The organism is Alicyclobacillus cycloheptanicus, from assembly GCF_028751525.1.
Lineage (GTDB): Bacteria > Bacillota > Bacilli > Alicyclobacillales > Alicyclobacillaceae > Alicyclobacillus_L > Alicyclobacillus_L cycloheptanicus.
Map to the genome: position 1 here is coordinate 2,619,951 of NZ_CP067097.1, position 17,598 is coordinate 2,637,548.

Below are 17,598 nucleotides of genomic sequence, written 5' to 3' on the forward strand. Positions count from 1 at the left end.
TCGTTATTGAACAGTTACGCTATGTTGAATGAGGGCGTGATGCCATTGGAGATTCACTGGATAAACGAGGATTACAAAGAAGGCGGCAGGGTATTTGATTCGGAGTGGGAAGTAGACGAGTGGGTGGATTCCCTGTACTCTGATTTTGGTGGATGTCTCAGAACAAATGTGGGATATGCTACCCCGGACGAAAAGGTGTTCTTGCGTCTATCCAAGGAACTTCCAAGATGGGCTGAATACACTCATGCACTAAGCGAGATTCATAGAGATACGCAAATTGTGGACGGAAGGACGATTTACAGAATGTGGATAACGGCACGGGCATGACTGTGCCACCCTTGAGGTGCTTGGGGAATTGAGGGAGTAAATTGACCCACGACAGCCCATGTCGCGTTCAGTTGACGGAGACCGAAACGTTGAAATGTCCTCTCTGCGGTAACGACACTTTTTACGAAAGAAAAGTGTATCTGGACCAACGCAAAGTCCTTGATAGACACCTGGAACTCTTCCTTCGAACCTGTAGTACGTGTGGACACGCCATGCTTTTCGATCCGTATCCAGGTGCTCCGTAATCTCTGGTAGAGCTGCCGAATTGGACACGGACGAGGCAAATTCCCAGGGGGTGTGTTGATGGACTTCCGCACAATGTATCGGTGGGGCATTCCGCTCGTAATTGTTCTTTTCGGCATCGCTGTCTTTGCCTGGCCCCATCGGGTGCCACCTATACCGAAGGACTATACGCTCCCAAACGACAATTTCGATAAAGCTACGATGGAGCAAATTCAATCGGATCTGGACCAGTACAACGTTGCCCAAGCGCCCCAAGACCATGAGGTGTATATGGTTACCGGCGGCCTGGGAGTAGCAAATCCACGAATCCTGGGTTGGGACTCGGGCGGAAACATGACATTTGCGTTCAATGGTCCTCCAGGGACTACTTTTGATATAGAAGAAATGGGACAAAGTCCGATGACGTGGAAAGAGGTCATTGCTCATGGCAAGCTGAATCCAAAGACCAAAAAAGATATTACATTCACTTACCAGCCACTTCACTGGATAAAGCACGTCGCGAAATCAGGCGAGGTGTACTACAAACTCGACGATCCGAAACAAACTCCGCAGTATTTCTTTCAAAAAGGGAACACGTTTATCATCGTTCGGCCGTTTCCACAGGATGTATTTCCGACGGGTTTGATGAATCACCTAGTGCCAATCGGAAATCCAGTGCACAAGTAATACTGGAACACGGCCAGGTGCAGTTTTCAAATTTCCTGCTTTGCTAACGTTCACAAAATAGGTGTGAACAACTGATAGGCGGACCTAGTGGAACGATGCGAAGGTTAGCGGTCCAGATGAAAGCTTCGCGTGTAATCAACTTCGTACCTTCCTCTTCTTCGATTTAGCCAACACGTAACGAACAACGCTGCAACAGCCAGAGAAAAGAAGGATACCTGTCCGGAAACGCTCGTTTTGCAGGATTCTCACGTTTTCAGCTGAATTCTGGGAAAACAGCAGGTCACTGCATGTTCGTTGGGCAAACCAAAACAGATATAAGGAACTGCCTATGCTGCACGTACAGTGAGCGCAACGTGAACAACACCAGCGTAAACATCCTGGAGAACTGTTTGAAGGAGGGAGATATACCAATCAGAGAGTTGAAGGGGGAGGTCACGTGAATAATCTGCTGTACGGCGACATTTTAACGGCCATATTACTCGTCGCAACTGTTTTATGGGATTGGAAACAACACAATTTTCGCGGGATCGTGCAACAGGTCTTAGGGGCCTTTTGCGTCGGAACTGTGCTGAATTCAATTGTGAATTTGACGAGCCACCCGGACTCAGCCGTTAAATCACTGCTCTTGTATCTCATCCTTTCGGGTGTCTTCTACTACTGGGCGTTCGTCAGACGAAATGCCAAGCCCAAAGAAGATAAATAGTACTTCTCTTGGGGTGAAGTTGTTAGGGGGATGAAGAAATGCTGGGACTGATTCTGTCTATCGTCATAGCGCTTGGCTTTATTTCGCTGTTATTCGTGATTATGATTCGAGCGAGGCGTCGCGGGTTTCGGGCAAACATTGAGATACTTACTGGACGCATTATCGATGATAAGGCGACCGCGGATGTAGCTACGGCTCAATCGACAGAAGAAATTGTATCCCATGTTCATTTCAGTGGCGCACAAAATGATCGTGCTGTATAATGTCATTAGCAAGGTGGTTTTCCACGTTTCTCCTCAAAGTGAATTCCCTCTTCTCAGTAATAATCAGTTCTTCTCATTTCACTTCACTGTATTTTCGCCTATGCCTCACCATCTATAGTACTAGCAACTCTTTGACAACGAATCATTCCGTGTTTCTATAACACCTTCCAATGGATTGACACTTCCCAAGGCCAATGTGGTTTTCTGCCCCACACGGAGCATTACTTATCGTCTCAGCAATTTGAGGCGTTTTTGGCGAAAGGAGGGACGAGAAAATGAGGACGAGATACGGCCTGTACTGTCCATGTCCGGGATCCCCCTGGCCCACGTACACTCTGTACCGTATCACCACGCAGGCAGGACTCGATGAGTTTGGCAAAATCGTGTCGTCGGCCAAGGGTGATGCTATCGCTTGCTTCATTCCCGAGGTGGTGTTTCATCGAGTGGTCGATGAAAATGCTTTGGATGGGACAGACGTAGAGATTTGCTTTGCATCGGATGACCCTGATGATCGCGAAAAGTCGAATTACATCGAAGACCTGCTGGAAATCGAACTCGATCGCGGCGTTGATGTAGGAGACCCGAGTGATTGGTACTTCTACATGGAGGGTTCTGAGGTGTTCTTGGAGATTTCGCGCTGGTGGACCTAGTCAACCAGGCATCCAGTGTGTGGCCTGCTATACGGGCCATACACTTATAGCAGCATGGGCATGGATAGGAAATTGCTTGCTTTGCAAAAAAATTGCAAGAGTTGCTATTTCAGTGGACAGGTCAATTATTGTGGTATATACTGAAACTGTTAGCAAATCATTCCTCGATTTGCGACTCGGTTGTTCTCCGAAGTACCTCCAGCATTGTTTTGCGTTTTCTTCTTCACTTCTGCTTTTCGATTTCAGCTGCTGGTTTCGTAGTTCTTCCGTTTTGTCCGTCTGTTGTCATTCCGCATGGGCGAGATGAGTCCCGTTCTCACGGAAGTTGGCCAAATAATGCGGCTCGGAGCCCTACGTCCAGCCACGCCCGTTCCTAAGTGGATGCTTAACAGCCCGACCCCATATGTCCACTGCCTCCTTATGTCTCCCTTCGGGGGACGATTCCATCAGCTTTTTAGAGGAGGCAAAAGAAATGCAAAAGGCAAGAATCGCAGCAGTGGATGCAGGAAACGACGCTGCCAAAGCCGTCATCGGCGACACAGCGAACCGCCTCGTGGTTCCGAATGTCATCGCCGTAGAACGCGAACGCCGGCAGGTCGTGCAACTGGAGGCAGATCCGCTTGATGGGCTCCACGTGGAGGTAATCAGCCCGGCATTACGTGGTGCAGACGGGATATATGCTGTTGGCAACCTTGCAACCATGTACCGTCACAGTACGGAGGTTCCAGCGGACGCCATCAAGGCAGAATCCAACCAAAACCTCGTCGTTGCACTTACCACGTTGGCTATTGACGCAGTGCTCTGCGGGCAGTTTTCCGCGAAGAAGGGTGTCATCCAGGCAACATACGACCTGGCCTGCGGACTTCCGCTTGCTGAAGTGAAGGCGGGACGCAAGCAGGGATTCATCGAACGGCTTAAGGAAGGGCCTCACAAGGTTCGGTTCCTGGACACGCCCGCACCGCTCGGCGGAAATACGGTCAGCATCACCTTCGGGGATGTTCGGGTGTACGCGGAGGGTCACGCGGCCATCGCCGACATCACGATGGATGACGAGGGTCGTCCTCGCCGGGTAGGCATCGAGCAGTTGACCATACTGGTTGCGGACATTGGAGGGGTAACCTCTGATTTCTGCATCATCGGATCGCGCGGGCACCTGGACAATGTGAACTCTGTTGGCTTGCAGGACGGCATCTCGCCTTGCGTTGATGGCATCATGGCGCGGGTTGAACAAGAAGCAGGATACCGATTCAGAAACCGACAGGAACTGGTTCGGTGCATCACGGATCCGCGTGAGGACCGCCGTTACCGCGTCGGGCTGGGACGGATGTCCATCAAAGGCATTGTGGACGAAGAACTGGACATTCTGGCCCGGGTTGAGTACCAGCAGATCCGTAAATTGTTCGCAGCGCTGGGCGGGCAGATTGAGATTTGCTTTGTAATCGGTGGCGGAGGGATCTTGCTGAGGCCGTACTTGGAAGCGTTGAACGTGGACAAACTTCCGCTCCGATTCATCACGCCAGAAGAGTCCGTGTGGGCCAACGCAAAGGGGTATTACAAACTCCTCCAGATGGCGCGAAAGATAGGTGCTGCAAAGTGAGACAGCAAATGCAGCCAGGAGAAACCTTTGGGTTTCGCGTCCCAACATATGCGAACCGTGACGTACTGAACCACTTCAACGAGTACTTGAAACGCCATCCTCGTGGACTCGGCAAGCACTTGCTTGAGGTCCTGAAGAAAGGGCTAGAGGCCGAGGGGGCTCTTCCCCCGGGGCTTCCCGAGGTCAGCAGACCCAGACCAAGGCGGAGCCAGACATGGCATGCACGGAAGGTACGAATCGCACCGCAAAAGAATGGCGCCAACCTTCACGTTCCATCACCCCAACCCGCCGCCATTGCTGTCACCATCCGTAATGTGAACGTTGCTGACGACAACGCCGGGATGCAGTCGATCCTGGATTTGGGTAACTTTGAGTAACTTGGGCCGTTTGTCGGCCCCTTATGAAAAATGGCCTGTAACTCAGGTGTAACCTTGGGGCTGTATGCTGAAGACAAGTTGGTGCATCGAATTGTAAAAGGGGTGAATGATCCTGGCAATAGACATTCAGCGACGTGTCGTGCCGACGGGCCGACTCAGGATGGCAACATTGGAGGCAGGAGATCCTGAACGTCCGGCGTTGATTCTGCTGCACGGGAATGTTTCATCCAGTGTCTTTTGGCGCGATACCATAGAACATTTTGCGAAGGACTATCACGTTTGGGCTCCCGACTTGCGCGGGTTCCGTGACACTGAACCACTACCGATTGATGCTCGTCGCGGACTCCTTGATTGGGTGGAGGACCTTCATTCACGTCGAAGCCATTCACGTGAAGCGTCCGTTTGTTCTCGCGGGCTGGTCAATGGGCGGTGGGATTGCAATGCAGTACAGTATTCTTCATCCGACTAATGTAAGCGGTCTCATCCTAATCAGTCCGCTTCCCCCGTATGGTTTTGGCGGTACACGTGACGCAGATGGCACACCGTGCTGGCCCGATTTTGCTGGTTCAGGGGGTGGAACCGTCAACCCCGAATTCATAGCCCGAATTCAGCAACAAGACCGTAGTTCAGATGACGCAAACAGTCCACGCAACGTGATGAATCAGTTTTATTTCCTTCCCCCTTTCCGCGTTTCACCCGACGTTGAAGAGATGTTTGTGGACTCGATGTTATCGACAAAGATTGGGGACGGCTTTTATCCTGGGGGATCCATACCGAGCCCCAACTGGCCCGGTACTGCACCGGGGCTCGATGGAGTAGCCAACGCCATGTCGCCGAAATACGTCAACCTATCCGGCCTGGCACAGGTTTATCCGCACTTCCCCGTCCTGTGGATCAGAGGAGATGCGGATCAGATCGTCTCGGACCAGTCCATATTTGATCTTGGAACGTTGGGTAAACTCGGCCTTGTACCCGGGTGGCCAGGTGAAGAGGTTTATCCTCCACAGCCCATGGTGACCCAAATGCGCACGGTTCTTTAACGCTATCGTGCGAATGACGGTTGGTATGAGGAATTGGTGGTCGAAGGAGCAGGACATTCATCAACATAGAGCGCCCTGACGTGGTATGGCCGGCTATCCAACGTTTTCTCGGCCAGCACGTTCTGCAGTGAAACAAGGCCGACAAGGTAGGATTTGCTCGTGTACTTGTCCGAATTGGTTCATAATGGGAACTTCCCAATGTGGAATATGCACTACCCCGTCTTGCCCGCTTGGACCCATTCCTGGCGGGCTCCTTGTGAGGTTTCTGAACTGCGATCTGCCTGAACTCTCAACCATTCGCATATCCGAACTGCATTAGGGGCGGGGCACTCTGTGCCTTCCTCGGCTGAGGCCTGCGGGGCGCCTCCGGCGCTTTGAAAGAAAGGGTGCTCCGTCAAAAACACACGGGCGCGCGCTGCGCTTCATTTCCACACCTTTTGGGTGGAAACTCATCTTGCGCTTTAGCGCCCGGGGTTACCTAGGTGGTCTGTCTCCCGGACTCATTTGCCGGCACCGATCAAGTGCCATGTCTGGTCTCCGCTATTTTGTTACCTGTGATAAGATCGGGAAAACGAAACGGACGTAGCACGGACATGGAAGTGGAGAAGATGGTTGGTGGAGGTGATCATGATGTCAGATGACAAGAAGAAACTAGACCTGGGCCCCGGGATGTCGTACGAGGATTACTTGCGTTTCCGGGAGGAGCACCACTTGGATCCGAAAGCGGCGGCAGAAATAGAACGGGAAGTGAAGAAGTCCCGGTTGCTGGACCATGCGTACGCGGAACTGTCGGTCGAAACAGACGACTTGGCGCCACCTCGGCCGGATGATGCGGGCTGGGCTGCATTGGAGCGCATCTGGGCGAAGGCGTCAGAACTTAACGTCGATGAAACCGAGCTGGAGCGCGACATCCGGGACGAGATAGCCGCCGTTCGTCGTGAACGCCGTGCCAGGAAAGGGAATCCTTCTTCGTCCGAGGAGTAACCCTGTCGTCGAGCGAAGTGTAGGCATCCGAACAATTAGATGAGGGTCACCTATGCTTGGGAGATGCAAATCTGGAGGGATATGAGTGGGCCTTTTTCGTAAATCAAAAGAGCCAGGACCTCGGACTATCGCCAAGGGAACCATCAAGCTCGACGGAGGCAAGGTACTACGTTGGGGTCGCGTCCGCATGGACCAGCCATTTCCGTATATAAAGCCATCGCAGTACACATCACCAAAGGAACGATAAACAGTTCGACTAACCTTGCGCCTTCAATTGTGGTGGGGAGGGATTCCGTGCGATACAAGGTCACTGTCGGCTCGCCTGTCATGGCGTCATTTGGAGGAGTGATAGCGGCAATGTCGGGGGTGATTGTAAACGTTCCCGATCCCTACAAAGAGATTGCCGCTGGCATCGAGTTTGTACTCTTTGCGCTGCTCTTCTGGTTTCTGCTGTACGTAGGGTCGCGAAACCGTGCCCTTTCGTTTGACGAGGACGCGCTTGTGTTCCCAAAGACACGCATTCGGGCCGATGAAATCAAGCATATCTACATCCAGGAGAGATGGCCGAATTTTACGGTTTTCTTCAAAGGCAAGTACAAGGTTCCTATCAGTGTCGCGTTCAAAAAGTGCGATATGGACGAGATTTTGTCCGAACTCCGTCAGTGGACGTGGCGTAACGGCGTAGAGACGAAAACAGATCTCGGCTGGCGAAGAAAACGGAGCAACAAACAGAATTGAGGATGCAAAGTAGGCGTTCTCTCCTCCGCAACGCTCATGGGTCGTTAACAACCACGATTTCACCCGCTCCTCCGTACAGCACGTAGGCGCGCGGTACATCGTTCGTACATACAATCTATTGCCGAAAGGAACCCGGGAGCCCGCGCCATCACTAGAGTTCTCAATTAGGCGTACACCCGTACAATACTCTTCCCCTCTTAAGGGATAAGCAGCATAAAGCAAAATCCACCTCATTTCCCAGCAGGATGTGATCTAGAAACAAGAGGATGAGTCGGTCCAAGTGGTGTACAGCTGAACCGGTTGGGATAAGCGCGCCTATCAAGCAATTTAGCGCATTTTATTTGGGGGTTCGGGACAAGTCAGGAATCACAAGGGCATGGGAGATGTGAGAAGGGAGTCCGGTCATTGACTGAGTCAGTCACACAGCAGTTGCTCTACTTCATCGCTGGTTGTACTACAGGCGGTATACTCATCGGAATCATTACGGTGGTTCTTCGTCTCCTTGGCGTCATTCGTATTCAGCCATTGCACAACGGAGTAGCGGCAGGGATTTCAAAGCAGGAGAGATTCGTTACCAATCCCTTCTGGCTGCTTCTATTCGCAGTACTTGAAGAGGCGTTTGCGCGAGCGTTCCTGATTGGATGGGTGGGGCATTATACTGGAATGGTAATCGCCTTTGCGATCTCAGCCGTCGTGTTTGCGGTCCTGCATATACCAAATGGACGGCCAACGGTCATCAGCATGCTGAATCTCGGGCTCGTCACGATTGTCTTTGGGCTCGTTTACCTCCAGTTTGGTCTTGTTGCTGCTATCGGTGTGCATTACGGCTGGAACCTGATGCAATGGCCAATCCTTGGTTATCCCATGTATGGTCGGCAAGTCGGGCGTTGGCTGTCTACCCGTGCCACAGGACCTGAATGGGTGTCGGGTGGGGAATTCGGACCCGAATACAGTGTAGTTGCATCCGTGCTTCTCGGGATCTGTATCGTCGTGCTGTTTCTCTTCGCGTAATCCAAACAAAACACGTTGAGGTGGCCCATTGTGCCAAGAACCGATCACGGGAGCGTAGAAGTACGGATCAATCGGTGTGCGGCAACTGGTAGTCAGCGTGAGGACAGCTCTGGATTATTGAAAACCCGTTGAGAGCTAAGAAAACAGTTTGTGAACAATCCGGAACAGGCGGCGGCCGTTTGCCTCCACACAATATTCGAGAGCAAGTGTGGTGAACTGGCTGATCGAAACATTTCCCGTCCCGGTTTTGGCACTAACTCCAGTTGGAATGTCACTAACGACAGGGCTCCTCCGTCTATTCATTTGAGAGCAGCATGAACGTCATGAGAAAACCGCTTGCAGTTCTTGCGGGAATTGCTTTTACTACCATCCTCGTGGGATGTGGGCAACAAAGTTAAAACTTCGTTCCCGGGGGACAGCCAATCTCCAACCAGGCGACCGATACGACATCCGCGGCACACGGGGTCCCCTCGACAAATACCACTTCAGGGAACACAACAACCCTGAATGTGAATCCAGGTGGAACATCTGTTCCGACACTCGTAACACTTCCGATGTCAAAGCAAAATGCGGAGCCACTCACGGCAGTGTCGTTTGCAACCGATAAGGTCGGGTTTGTGGGAAGCAAGAGCGGAATCACCTACAAGACAACCGATGGTGGAGCCACATGGACGGCGGTTTTCACTGCGTCCGAACCGATTGTTGGGCTTCAGGCCACCGGGGCGCAAGGCCAATTCTTCGTGGTCGCCTGGACGAAGAACTACATGCTCACGGACATGGCAGGCGAGGAGTTCTCCAAAGTTCTGTTCAACGGCACTTCGTCGGTAGGGTTCGCCCCGACTCCTATGGAGGATGTTTCACTTGTACCGAGCGACTATCAGGGGAACGACTTCCTCGTCTTTGTGTCAACCGGTGTTGTCTGGTCGTCGAACGGGGGTGGCGCAAGTTGGTTGAAACGTACACCGCCTGTTCCCGTGGCATCTGTGGCAGCCGTTGATCCGAGCACCTGGTACGCGGCAGCAACGACCGGGGCCATCTACAGGACGACCGATGGCGGGCAGCACTGGACCAAGGTGTACTCCACTTCCCTTGACCAAACGCAGGAATGGAACGTGGCCACTCAAGCATCAGGCAATCACGTGGCAGTGCTGTACACCTGTAACGGTGGCGCCATGAATCAGCGCCCGTACATCCTGTTTGAATCCAACGATGCAGGACAAACGTGGAACACGCTATTCGACGAAAGCATGTTTGAGTCGCTCTACGGGAATGCCAAGCCGGCGCTTGACGATACGCCACCTGCGGCCCAACCCGGCCCATTTGCAGTTCTATCAAACGGGAATGTTTTGTTCATTGGAGCGTACCCTGCCAATACGATGGTTACGACCGTGTCAGTGATTACGCCCAAGGGCATACGAATCGTGTACGACCCTGTGGGCGGCTCTTCGAGTGCACCAAGTCCCTTTGATTTTCCGGTTTCGCCTGTCTCTCTCAGTGCACCCGATGACTCACACTTCTTCCTGGCAGGTGGCAACAATGGCAAAGGGGTATTTGAGGAATCGACTGATGGCGGACTAACCTGGCAAAGCAATTGAAGAGCAATGTCCGATTGGGTGGGTGGAGGACAACGACTGGCCTGTATCAGCTTGAATGTCGGAGAATCACCCGCCTTACCCTTTGTCTGAGTTCCCCGAACTTCCCTCTGTTTTGCGCCTTGTACTTGTACTCCCCCTCTTCCACCCCCTGCAAGGGGGAGGCGAAAGACGAAGCAAACTTCAGATTTGCAGTGAGGGATGCATTACATCACTGGTGGATCCGTCACAAGTAAACCCGGCAAAGGGTGGGCCGTGCCATCCGGGCGTATTGTTCTTTGTTCATGTCTCTTTTGCGCCTCCTCTATTCATGATGTGAATCACGGACTATCCTAACAGCATTCGAAACAAGAAATTCAACTATTAGCTGGCGTGGAAGGAGCACCCAAGGGGGCCCAATTCTATCCTCAGCCCCATTGACATAATCAGAAGATTCGCTAGCATTAGAGATGACACAGTCGTTCTTGGTTTGTTGCCCCGGGCTGGCGAGCCGGGGCCCCCTCATTTTCAGAGGGGCTACGGGGTGATATGAGTGATTGAAGCGTATGACCCGGTGTTCAGCAGGCGATTCTGGAAACAGAAAGAAGGGATCGTCATGAAGCAGCAGGTGGAAACGTTCGAACTCCATATCCGCGAGATTGAAGAGAGTGACTACTACGCTCTCGCAGACGGCGGCATCCGGAAAATATGTCGGGTGGAAACGACACTGGGGCTGTTTGAGTTCGTCGAAGCTGCAGATCGTTCTGGGGAGCGGCGGTTCGTGGTCACGGCCTCACGCCATCGCGGAGGCGAATCCTATTTCTTGCTGGAGTTGCCCGCGTTCTACGAACTTATCAAGCTGTGGGTGCTCTCTCAGGAGGAGAACTTTGATGCGGTCGTCACCTCACAGGAGAAACCGAGGACTGTGCTCGTAAACGCGCTCAATCAACTCCTCGGTGAATGAGAACCTTTGGGAAAGTGCCGCTGTTGCCGATGGTCGGATGGACTAGCTCAAACCCATAGATGTGTCATCTGTTGTCAGGTATGCTCACCATGTCACTCTCACCGTCCGTCGGTGTCCCAATTGCCGGAGGCGTTTTCTTTTTTGACCTTGATTGTCAGTCCCCCACGTACTCTTCGACACACTCCGGCAGGTTATTGTTCACGTTTCCCACCATCGGATGAACTGGGTAGGCGTACATCTCCTCGGCCGGATATGGTCTGAGTAGTTGCGTTATCAAGTCCGTGTCGGTCACTGTGTGATCCAGCCATAAATCCTCGTCTTCCCGGCGAAGGATGGCCGGCATGCGGTTATGGATGGCCGACATGAATTCATTTGGCTCAGTTGTGATGATGGTACAACTGCTAATCTTTTGCGCTCCGTCCCGGGAAATCCACGAATCGTACAGCCCTGCGAAGCCGAATACCTTTCGGTCTTTCAGCCGAATACGCAGCGGCCTTTTGGTGTCACCGTGACTCTGCCACTCATAAAACCCGTCCGCCGGAATAATGCACCGTTTTCGAGGGACGAGTCGTTTCCACGTTGCGTTCTTCAAGAGCGTTTCTGCTCTGGCGTTGAATGTCGCGAACTTGGGTTTTGCTGATTCCGACCAGGGCGGGACAAGCCCCCACCTCAGTGAACCGATGCGACGCTCCGTACCATCTGAAACGACGGCGGCGACATCCTGTGTTGGCGCGATATTGTATCGTGGGCGCAGGACAAAGTCGCTGGATACAATGCCGAATTCGACCAACATGAAGGACCAATCTTCCGTTAGGGTGAACCGTCCACACATAAAAATCCGTCCTCAGCATAGGGGATAAGTTGACTTGATCGTAACACAGGGGAATCGTCGCATATAGCAGGAACCGAACCAGATGACGGAGAACAACGATTACAGGTTCATCCAACATAATCCAACACTTTAGTGATGCACGGACTCGTATGCGAAAGGAGCCACACGATGGCACATTTCATGAGGCACGGCGCCCTGTTTTGGTTGTTGTTCTGGATTTGGTTAGTGCTTGAGATCGCTTTCGCAGCCCGCGCCCGCCGCCTTCGTACAAATGGTACGAGGAGGACGTACCGTGATCGCGGTTCAGCCGCTGCAATCGTGCTGGGGATGTATGTCCTCTTGGCCATCACGTTTTGGTTTGCCAGTAATCGATTTGGTTTCCTGCCTGTCTGGACACGTTGGGTCGGTTTGGTGCTGATGGCTTCAGGCATCGTGATTCGGTTCTCTGCAATTCGTCAACTGGGCCGATTCTTCTCCCCGCTTGTAAACGTTGCGGAAGACCAGCAGATCATACAGACGGGCTGGTATCGACACATCCGTCATCCTGCTTATACGGGTGGCTGGATTACAGCCGTTGGCATCGCATTGTCTCTCCGGACGTGGTGGGGGGCAGTATTATGCGGAGTTGGCTTGTTTCTCCTCTATCTGTACCGGATTCACGTGGAAGAGCAAGCGTTGGTTGACCACTTTGGAGAGCCGTATCGGTCGTACATGAAACGAACAAAGCGCATGTTCCCAGGCGTGTGGTGACGCAGTTGAATGTATACTCGGTTGACCTGGAGTGCATAAAAGCAGCATGGATAAGATAGATGACGCACTCATAGACCTCGTATCATTCACTGTTGATTTGGGAATTGACTCTGCCAGAGACGGGCAACTGGTCCCATTTGTCGTTACACAGAAAGACAGTGAGCGAAAACTGTTCCGATTCGTTGCCGACACCTTGGAAGAGGGAATGAAGAAAGCCCAAATCCTTTGTCACGTCAATCAAAAAGGCCGAGTCATTAGTTCGCAAGGATGCCCCGGAAATTTCCCTTGCCCTCGCGTATGACGGTTATGTCACTGTGGAGGGGAAGAAGATCGATGCCGTCATGGTGATGCGTATGACAAAGCGGGAAGCAGACATGTGTTTGCACAGTGTTATGTGTTAAATCCATTCCGGGAAGTCGGGAACTTGATTCAGTTGCCTGACACCGTTGGACAGTGATAGATGATCTCTTCCAAGTCGGGGCTTACCTGACTGCTAAGAGTAGTCACCTGCTATCACGACAGTGCTGTGCCTATTATTTGGTGGGCACGCGAGTAAGATCATACAAAATGTGGTACGCCACTCTGCATATCGAAACTCATCTTGAACGCCGGAACCGAAACGCGACAGATCGTATGAAAATACGGCATTGATGTCGATGTTCGTCAGGAACTTGCGACTTGCACGTCTAACCCTGAAGGAATGATGATAATGGTATCGGGTATCCGTGAAGTATCCGATAATCACCTACGACCGGTAGGAGGGGCCTGGTTTATCCGGGCCTTTTTCCGCTTTCGAAACAGTTTTATCAGCGGTGCTAACAGACGTGGTTAGGAGTGACAGGTGATGCGAATCTTCTTTTGGAGAAAATCATGCAACAAAGACAATGGGCCTCGTACGGTGTGGAAAACGACAGTGAAATTCGACGATGGTACGGTTTTCCGAATGGGGCGGGTGCGATTAGATAGGCCATTTCCACCTGTAGAGCCGCGTTCTGACTCTAGTCGTTTCGACGTCCTACAAGGCGGGAGGATCTCAACTCACTCCTCTGAAGGCGAGCCACTGGAACGGAATGAACCAACGAATTGAGCAGAGTGAAAGAACTACGACACTAACAGCGTCCTCATTGCTCCGTAACAGAAGGAAAGAGCCCACTCATTTGTGCCCTCCAGACCCCATCCAAAACGCCATCGTCGCCACTTTCATCATCATTTACGATGAGGAGCCAACGTGGCCGTTAGTTTGTACTTTGACAAAGTCGTCCCTTTTCGGAATAGGAACATAAACGAACAGTTCTTCAATCGGAACGCCACACTTCTTTGCGACCGGGTAGGCATACACCAGTAACCATCTTACTTGATTGTCTAATAGATTCATAAAAGATGGATAAGTAATATCCAGGTCCCACTCCATAACCAATTCTTCATAGAACTCCTTGAATTTCTTCCCATTCAGTCGTTTTCGGAATAGTTCCTTGTTTATGTGAATGTCAAAGCCATGGTTGACTGCGTATCCCATACACTACGCCTCTCATTCCACATGACAATTTCATTGGCATCATTTCTCCACATGTGAAGCACTTTCCTTCTGCTTTAGGCCACATACTGAGCGCAATGTTCATAGAGCGTGAATAAAGGGAAACGAGTGTAGGTTGTAGAATTCACGTACCAGAACGATTGGTCAATTATGAACTGGTAGACGAAAGCAATGTGTGTTGGAGTTTAGATTGACCTCGACTAGTAAATCAGGCGTTCAACGGGGTGAGACCGACGTCAGACAATGAACAGGTTAAAGCAGAGTGGAAGCGGCTGTCATTTTGGGGAAAGGTCTATACCCTATTATGTTTTGCTTTATTTATTCTAGTGAAATTTGCAACATCTTTCGACGTTCCATCTCACCACCATCATCGTCGTCATCGGCACTACCGTCGGTATCGTAGATGATCAGCACGACCTCCTTGCCACGGCATTTTCCCCAAACTATCCTTCCTATGGACCGACATGAACAATTTTTCCTTATCTGATGACTATATGAGAATGTACCTCTGTGTCATAGATGGACTGATGGTTGTATAATACTTACATTACGGATAATGCATGGAACATAGGGGGACCAAGGGTTGGCACAAGCAGACATCGACTTTCAAAAAGACCTTTTTGAAGCCGCAAACCGTATGCGGGGCAGTGTAGCACCCGCTAACTACAAGCACATCGTCTTACCGCTCATCTTCCTGCGCTATCTATCGTTGAAGTATGACAAGCGTCGGGCTCAACTGGAGCAAATGTTGGATGACCCGGAGAGTGAACTGTATTCGGACGATCCCGAGTTCCGTGAGGAGATCCTCTCTGATCCCCACGAATACCGTTCAGAACACGTGTACGTGGTGCCGGAAGAGGCGCATTGGTCGTACATTGTAAACAACGCGAAACAGCCGAACATCAAAGAGATCCTGGATAATGCCATGCTTCTAATCGAGAAGGAGAACCCGGACCTCGAAGGTGTTATGCCCCGAATCTACCAATCGAGCAACCTGCCTGCCGAGAACCTCGGGGAACTCATCCGGATTTTCTCCCGTGATGCATTCAGTGCCCAGAACAGCGACAGTGTAGACATTTTGGGAAGAGTGTACGAGTACTTCATTGGCAACTTCGCGAGTTCGGAAGGGAACCGGGCCGGGGAATTCTTCACTCCGTCCAGCATTGTCAAACTCCTCGTTGCGATGCTTGATCCCAAACAGGGAACAGTATTCGATCCTGCCTGCGGGACCGGAGGTATGTTCATTCAGTCAGAGCAGTACACAAAACAGAAACATGCCCTGTCGTTTTACGGGCAAGAGAACATCGAGACGACACTTCGCCTCGGTAAAATGAACGTCTTACTGCACGGGATTAACGCGGACATTCGATTAGGGGATTCGCTGCTTAACGACCAGTTCGAAGGGCAGCAGTTTGACTACGTGATCGCGAACCCGCCGTTCAACATGAAACTGTGGGGAGCAGACAAGATTCAGCATAACGACCCGCGTCTCATTGGTCCCGTTACGGACAGCAACGCGAATTATGCCTGGATCCAGCACTTCCTCTACCATGTGAAGGACGGCGGGACGGCTGGGTTTGTGATGGCAAACGGAGCCATGACGACGAACACGACCGGGGAGAAGGAAGTCCGGCAACGACTAATTGAAGATGGTTATGTGGACTGCATCGTGCAGATGCCGGAGAAATTATTCTTCACAACGGGCATCCCGTGCGCGTTATTTTTCCTCAGCAAGAATCGGGATGGGCAGAAGGGGTTCCGGGCTCGGAAAAACGAGATTCTCTTCATCGACGCGAGGCAAAGGGGTACGATGGTCAGCCGAAGACAGAAGGCGCTTGACCAGGAAGAGATTGACGAGATTGCAGGCATCTATCATGCGTACCGGACGAACGGCGGTGCTTATCAGGATGTCCCGGGGCTTTGCAAAGTAGCCACGTTGGACGATGTTCGGGCGAACGATTACAAGTTGACTCCGGGGATATATGTCGGGACTGGCGTTGGGGAAGAAGACGACGTGCCCTTTGAAGAGAAGATGGCTGAGTTGACGACACGTCTATATGAACAGTTTCAGGAGTCGATTAGGTTACAAAGTGAAATTCTAGAGCACCTCCAGAATGTAAATATGGAGGTATCTGAAACGTGAAATGGCCGACCACGAGATTGGGAGACGTATGCAATGTTATTCCCGGGTTTGCTTTTAAAAGCGCGGATTTCTCAAGTGTCGGAATTCCCGTGGTCAAAATCAAGAACATTACTGGGGACTTAACAGTTAACCTCCAGGACGTTGATTACTTGCCGGAAAAACTAATGTCCTCGCGGTTAAATCGTTACGTGTTGCGTAATGGAGACGTCCTTGTTGCGATGACAGGCGCTACCGCAGGAAAAATCGGTAAGGTTAGGGCCGAATGCCCACTACTACTGAACCAACGGGTAGCAAAAATTGAGGCGGTCAGAGCAGAATCTGGTTTTATCTGGGCTGTGTTGAGTAGCCGTGAATACCAAGAAAAGATGTATAACCTAGCATATGGGTCGGCACAGCCCAACATGAGTGGTCGACAAATTGAAGACATGGAGATACCCCTTCCATCGCTGGTGGTTCAGCGCTGCATATCCGATATTATTTGTTCTCTTGACGACAAAATCGAACTGAACCGTCGCATGAATGAAACGCTTGAACAAATGGCGATGGCGCTTTACAAACACTGGTTTGTAGATTTCGGCCCCTTCCAGGATGGGGAGTTTGTCGAGTCAGAATTGGGATTGATTCCGAAGGGGTGGGAAGTGTCCACTGTTGGGCGAGTTTCAGAGAACTTTGATTCTCGTCGTGTACCCATGTCTTCCAGAGAGAGGGCCAAGCGCCACGGCGAGTTTCCCTATTACGGTGCCGCAGACGTAGTTGATTACGTAGATGACTATCTATTTGACGGAGTTTACCTATTAGTTGGTGAAGATGGTTCCGTGACGAAACCAAACGGAAAACCTTACCTTCAATACGTAGAGGGCAAGATTTGGGTTAATAATCATGCACACGTATTGCAAGGTAGGGGGCTCGTTAGTACTGAGTGGCTCAGGGTCTACTTCGAGACGTTGGACATCAGTCGGTATGTCACAGGTGCCGTCCAACCGAAGTTAACGAAGGGAAATCTTAACTCATTGAAATTCTTGCTCCCAACGGAGGACCATGGGTTGGCATTCAAAGAAAGTATAGCGCCACTGTTCGATTTGGTTCGTTCAAACGTAAGGGAAAACGCGCTTCTCATTCAAACGCGAGATTACCTCCTGCCTCGTCTTCTTTCCGGAGAGATTGACTTACCTGAGGCCGAGGAAAAAGTAAAAGAGGTGATGTAA

Annotated in this window: 18 protein-coding genes; 16 read left to right on the forward strand and 2 right to left on the reverse strand. The window is 51.4% G+C overall.

What is annotated here, in order from left to right; genetic code table 11:
• Positions 1-45 precede the first annotated feature (45 nt).
• From JI721_RS12005 to JI721_RS12065, 13 genes are all read left to right on the forward strand, one after another.
• Entirely contained in the window at positions 46-327 is a 282-nt protein-coding gene (locus JI721_RS12005) for a hypothetical protein (protein WP_274455116.1), read from the forward strand.
• Between the two features lie 303 nt (positions 328-630).
• Entirely contained in the window at positions 631-1,236 is a 606-nt protein-coding gene (locus JI721_RS12010; protein ID WP_274455117.1) for a hypothetical protein, read from the forward strand.
• A gap of 436 nt (positions 1,237-1,672) precedes the next feature.
• Positions 1,673-1,939: a hypothetical protein gene (locus JI721_RS12015; RefSeq protein WP_274455118.1), complete on the forward strand. Its 267-nt coding sequence runs from the start codon at positions 1,673-1,675 to the stop codon at positions 1,937-1,939.
• A 38-nt stretch (positions 1,940-1,977) separates the two neighbouring features.
• Entirely contained in the window at positions 1,978-2,202 is a 225-nt protein-coding gene (locus JI721_RS12020) for a hypothetical protein (RefSeq protein ID WP_274455119.1), read from the forward strand.
• 275 nt (positions 2,203-2,477) lie between these two features.
• A complete protein-coding gene (locus JI721_RS12025) occupies positions 2,478-2,852 on the forward strand; it encodes a hypothetical protein (RefSeq protein ID WP_274455120.1) in 375 nt (124 codons plus the stop codon).
• A gap of 472 nt (positions 2,853-3,324) precedes the next feature.
• Positions 3,325-4,449 carry a ParM/StbA family protein gene (locus JI721_RS12030; protein WP_274455121.1) on the forward strand — a complete coding sequence of 375 codons (1,125 nt, stop codon included), beginning with the start codon at positions 3,325-3,327 and terminating at the stop codon, positions 4,447-4,449.
• Between the two features lie 537 nt (positions 4,450-4,986).
• Positions 4,987-5,295 (forward strand): alpha/beta fold hydrolase, encoded by a 309-nt coding sequence (locus tag JI721_RS17395; protein ID WP_274455122.1) that lies wholly within the window; start codon positions 4,987-4,989, stop codon positions 5,293-5,295.
• Positions 5,216-5,866 carry an alpha/beta hydrolase gene (locus JI721_RS12040; protein WP_274455123.1) on the forward strand — a complete coding sequence of 217 codons (651 nt, stop codon included), beginning with the start codon at positions 5,216-5,218 and terminating at the stop codon, positions 5,864-5,866. The genes JI721_RS17395 and JI721_RS12040 overlap by 80 nt, the downstream gene beginning before the upstream one ends.
• Positions 5,867-6,496: 630 nt before the next feature.
• Complete coding sequence (locus JI721_RS12045) at positions 6,497-6,850, forward strand: hypothetical protein (RefSeq protein ID WP_274455124.1); 354 nt, start codon at positions 6,497-6,499, stop codon at positions 6,848-6,850.
• Between the two features lie 357 nt (positions 6,851-7,207).
• A complete protein-coding gene (locus tag JI721_RS12050; protein ID WP_274455125.1) occupies positions 7,208-7,588 on the forward strand; it encodes a hypothetical protein in 381 nt (126 codons plus the stop codon).
• A gap of 405 nt (positions 7,589-7,993) precedes the next feature.
• Complete coding sequence (locus tag JI721_RS12055; protein ID WP_274455126.1) at positions 7,994-8,599, forward strand: CPBP family intramembrane glutamic endopeptidase; 606 nt, start codon at positions 7,994-7,996, stop codon at positions 8,597-8,599.
• Between the two features lie 587 nt (positions 8,600-9,186).
• On the forward strand, positions 9,187-10,194 hold the full coding sequence (locus tag JI721_RS12060; RefSeq protein WP_274455127.1) for a WD40/YVTN/BNR-like repeat-containing protein: 1,008 nt from the start codon (positions 9,187-9,189) through the stop codon (positions 10,192-10,194).
• Positions 10,195-10,723: 529 nt separating this feature from the next.
• Positions 10,724-11,134, forward strand: a complete 411-nt coding sequence (locus tag JI721_RS12065; RefSeq protein ID WP_274455128.1) for a hypothetical protein — start codon at positions 10,724-10,726, stop codon at positions 11,132-11,134.
• 154 nt (positions 11,135-11,288) lie between these two features.
• Here the strand turns inward: JI721_RS12065 and JI721_RS12070 are convergent, their stop codons facing one another.
• Positions 11,289-11,927, reverse strand: a complete 639-nt coding sequence (locus JI721_RS12070; RefSeq protein ID WP_274455129.1) for an SOS response-associated peptidase — start codon at positions 11,925-11,927, stop codon at positions 11,289-11,291.
• Between the two features lie 207 nt (positions 11,928-12,134).
• Here JI721_RS12070 and JI721_RS12075 point away from each other — a divergent pair, with 207 nt between their 5' ends.
• Positions 12,135-12,716, forward strand: a complete 582-nt coding sequence (locus JI721_RS12075; protein ID WP_274455130.1) for a methyltransferase family protein — start codon at positions 12,135-12,137, stop codon at positions 12,714-12,716.
• Positions 12,717-13,926: 1,210 nt separating this feature from the next.
• Here the strand turns inward: JI721_RS12075 and JI721_RS12080 are convergent.
• The gene (locus tag JI721_RS12080) at positions 13,927-14,232 is read right to left on the reverse strand and encodes a hypothetical protein (RefSeq protein ID WP_274455131.1); all 306 of its coding nucleotides are present in this window, start codon (positions 14,230-14,232) and stop codon (positions 13,927-13,929) included.
• 655 nt (positions 14,233-14,887) lie between these two features.
• Between JI721_RS12080 and JI721_RS12085 the strand changes: the two genes are divergently transcribed.
• Together JI721_RS12085 and JI721_RS12090 are read left to right on the forward strand one after the other, a co-directional pair.
• Positions 14,888-16,393: a type I restriction-modification system subunit M gene (locus JI721_RS12085; RefSeq protein WP_274457833.1), complete on the forward strand. Its 1,506-nt coding sequence runs from the start codon at positions 14,888-14,890 to the stop codon at positions 16,391-16,393.
• Positions 16,390-17,598: a restriction endonuclease subunit S gene (locus JI721_RS12090; RefSeq protein WP_274455132.1), complete on the forward strand. Its 1,209-nt coding sequence runs from the start codon at positions 16,390-16,392 to the stop codon at positions 17,596-17,598. The genes JI721_RS12085 and JI721_RS12090 overlap by 4 nt, the downstream gene beginning before the upstream one ends.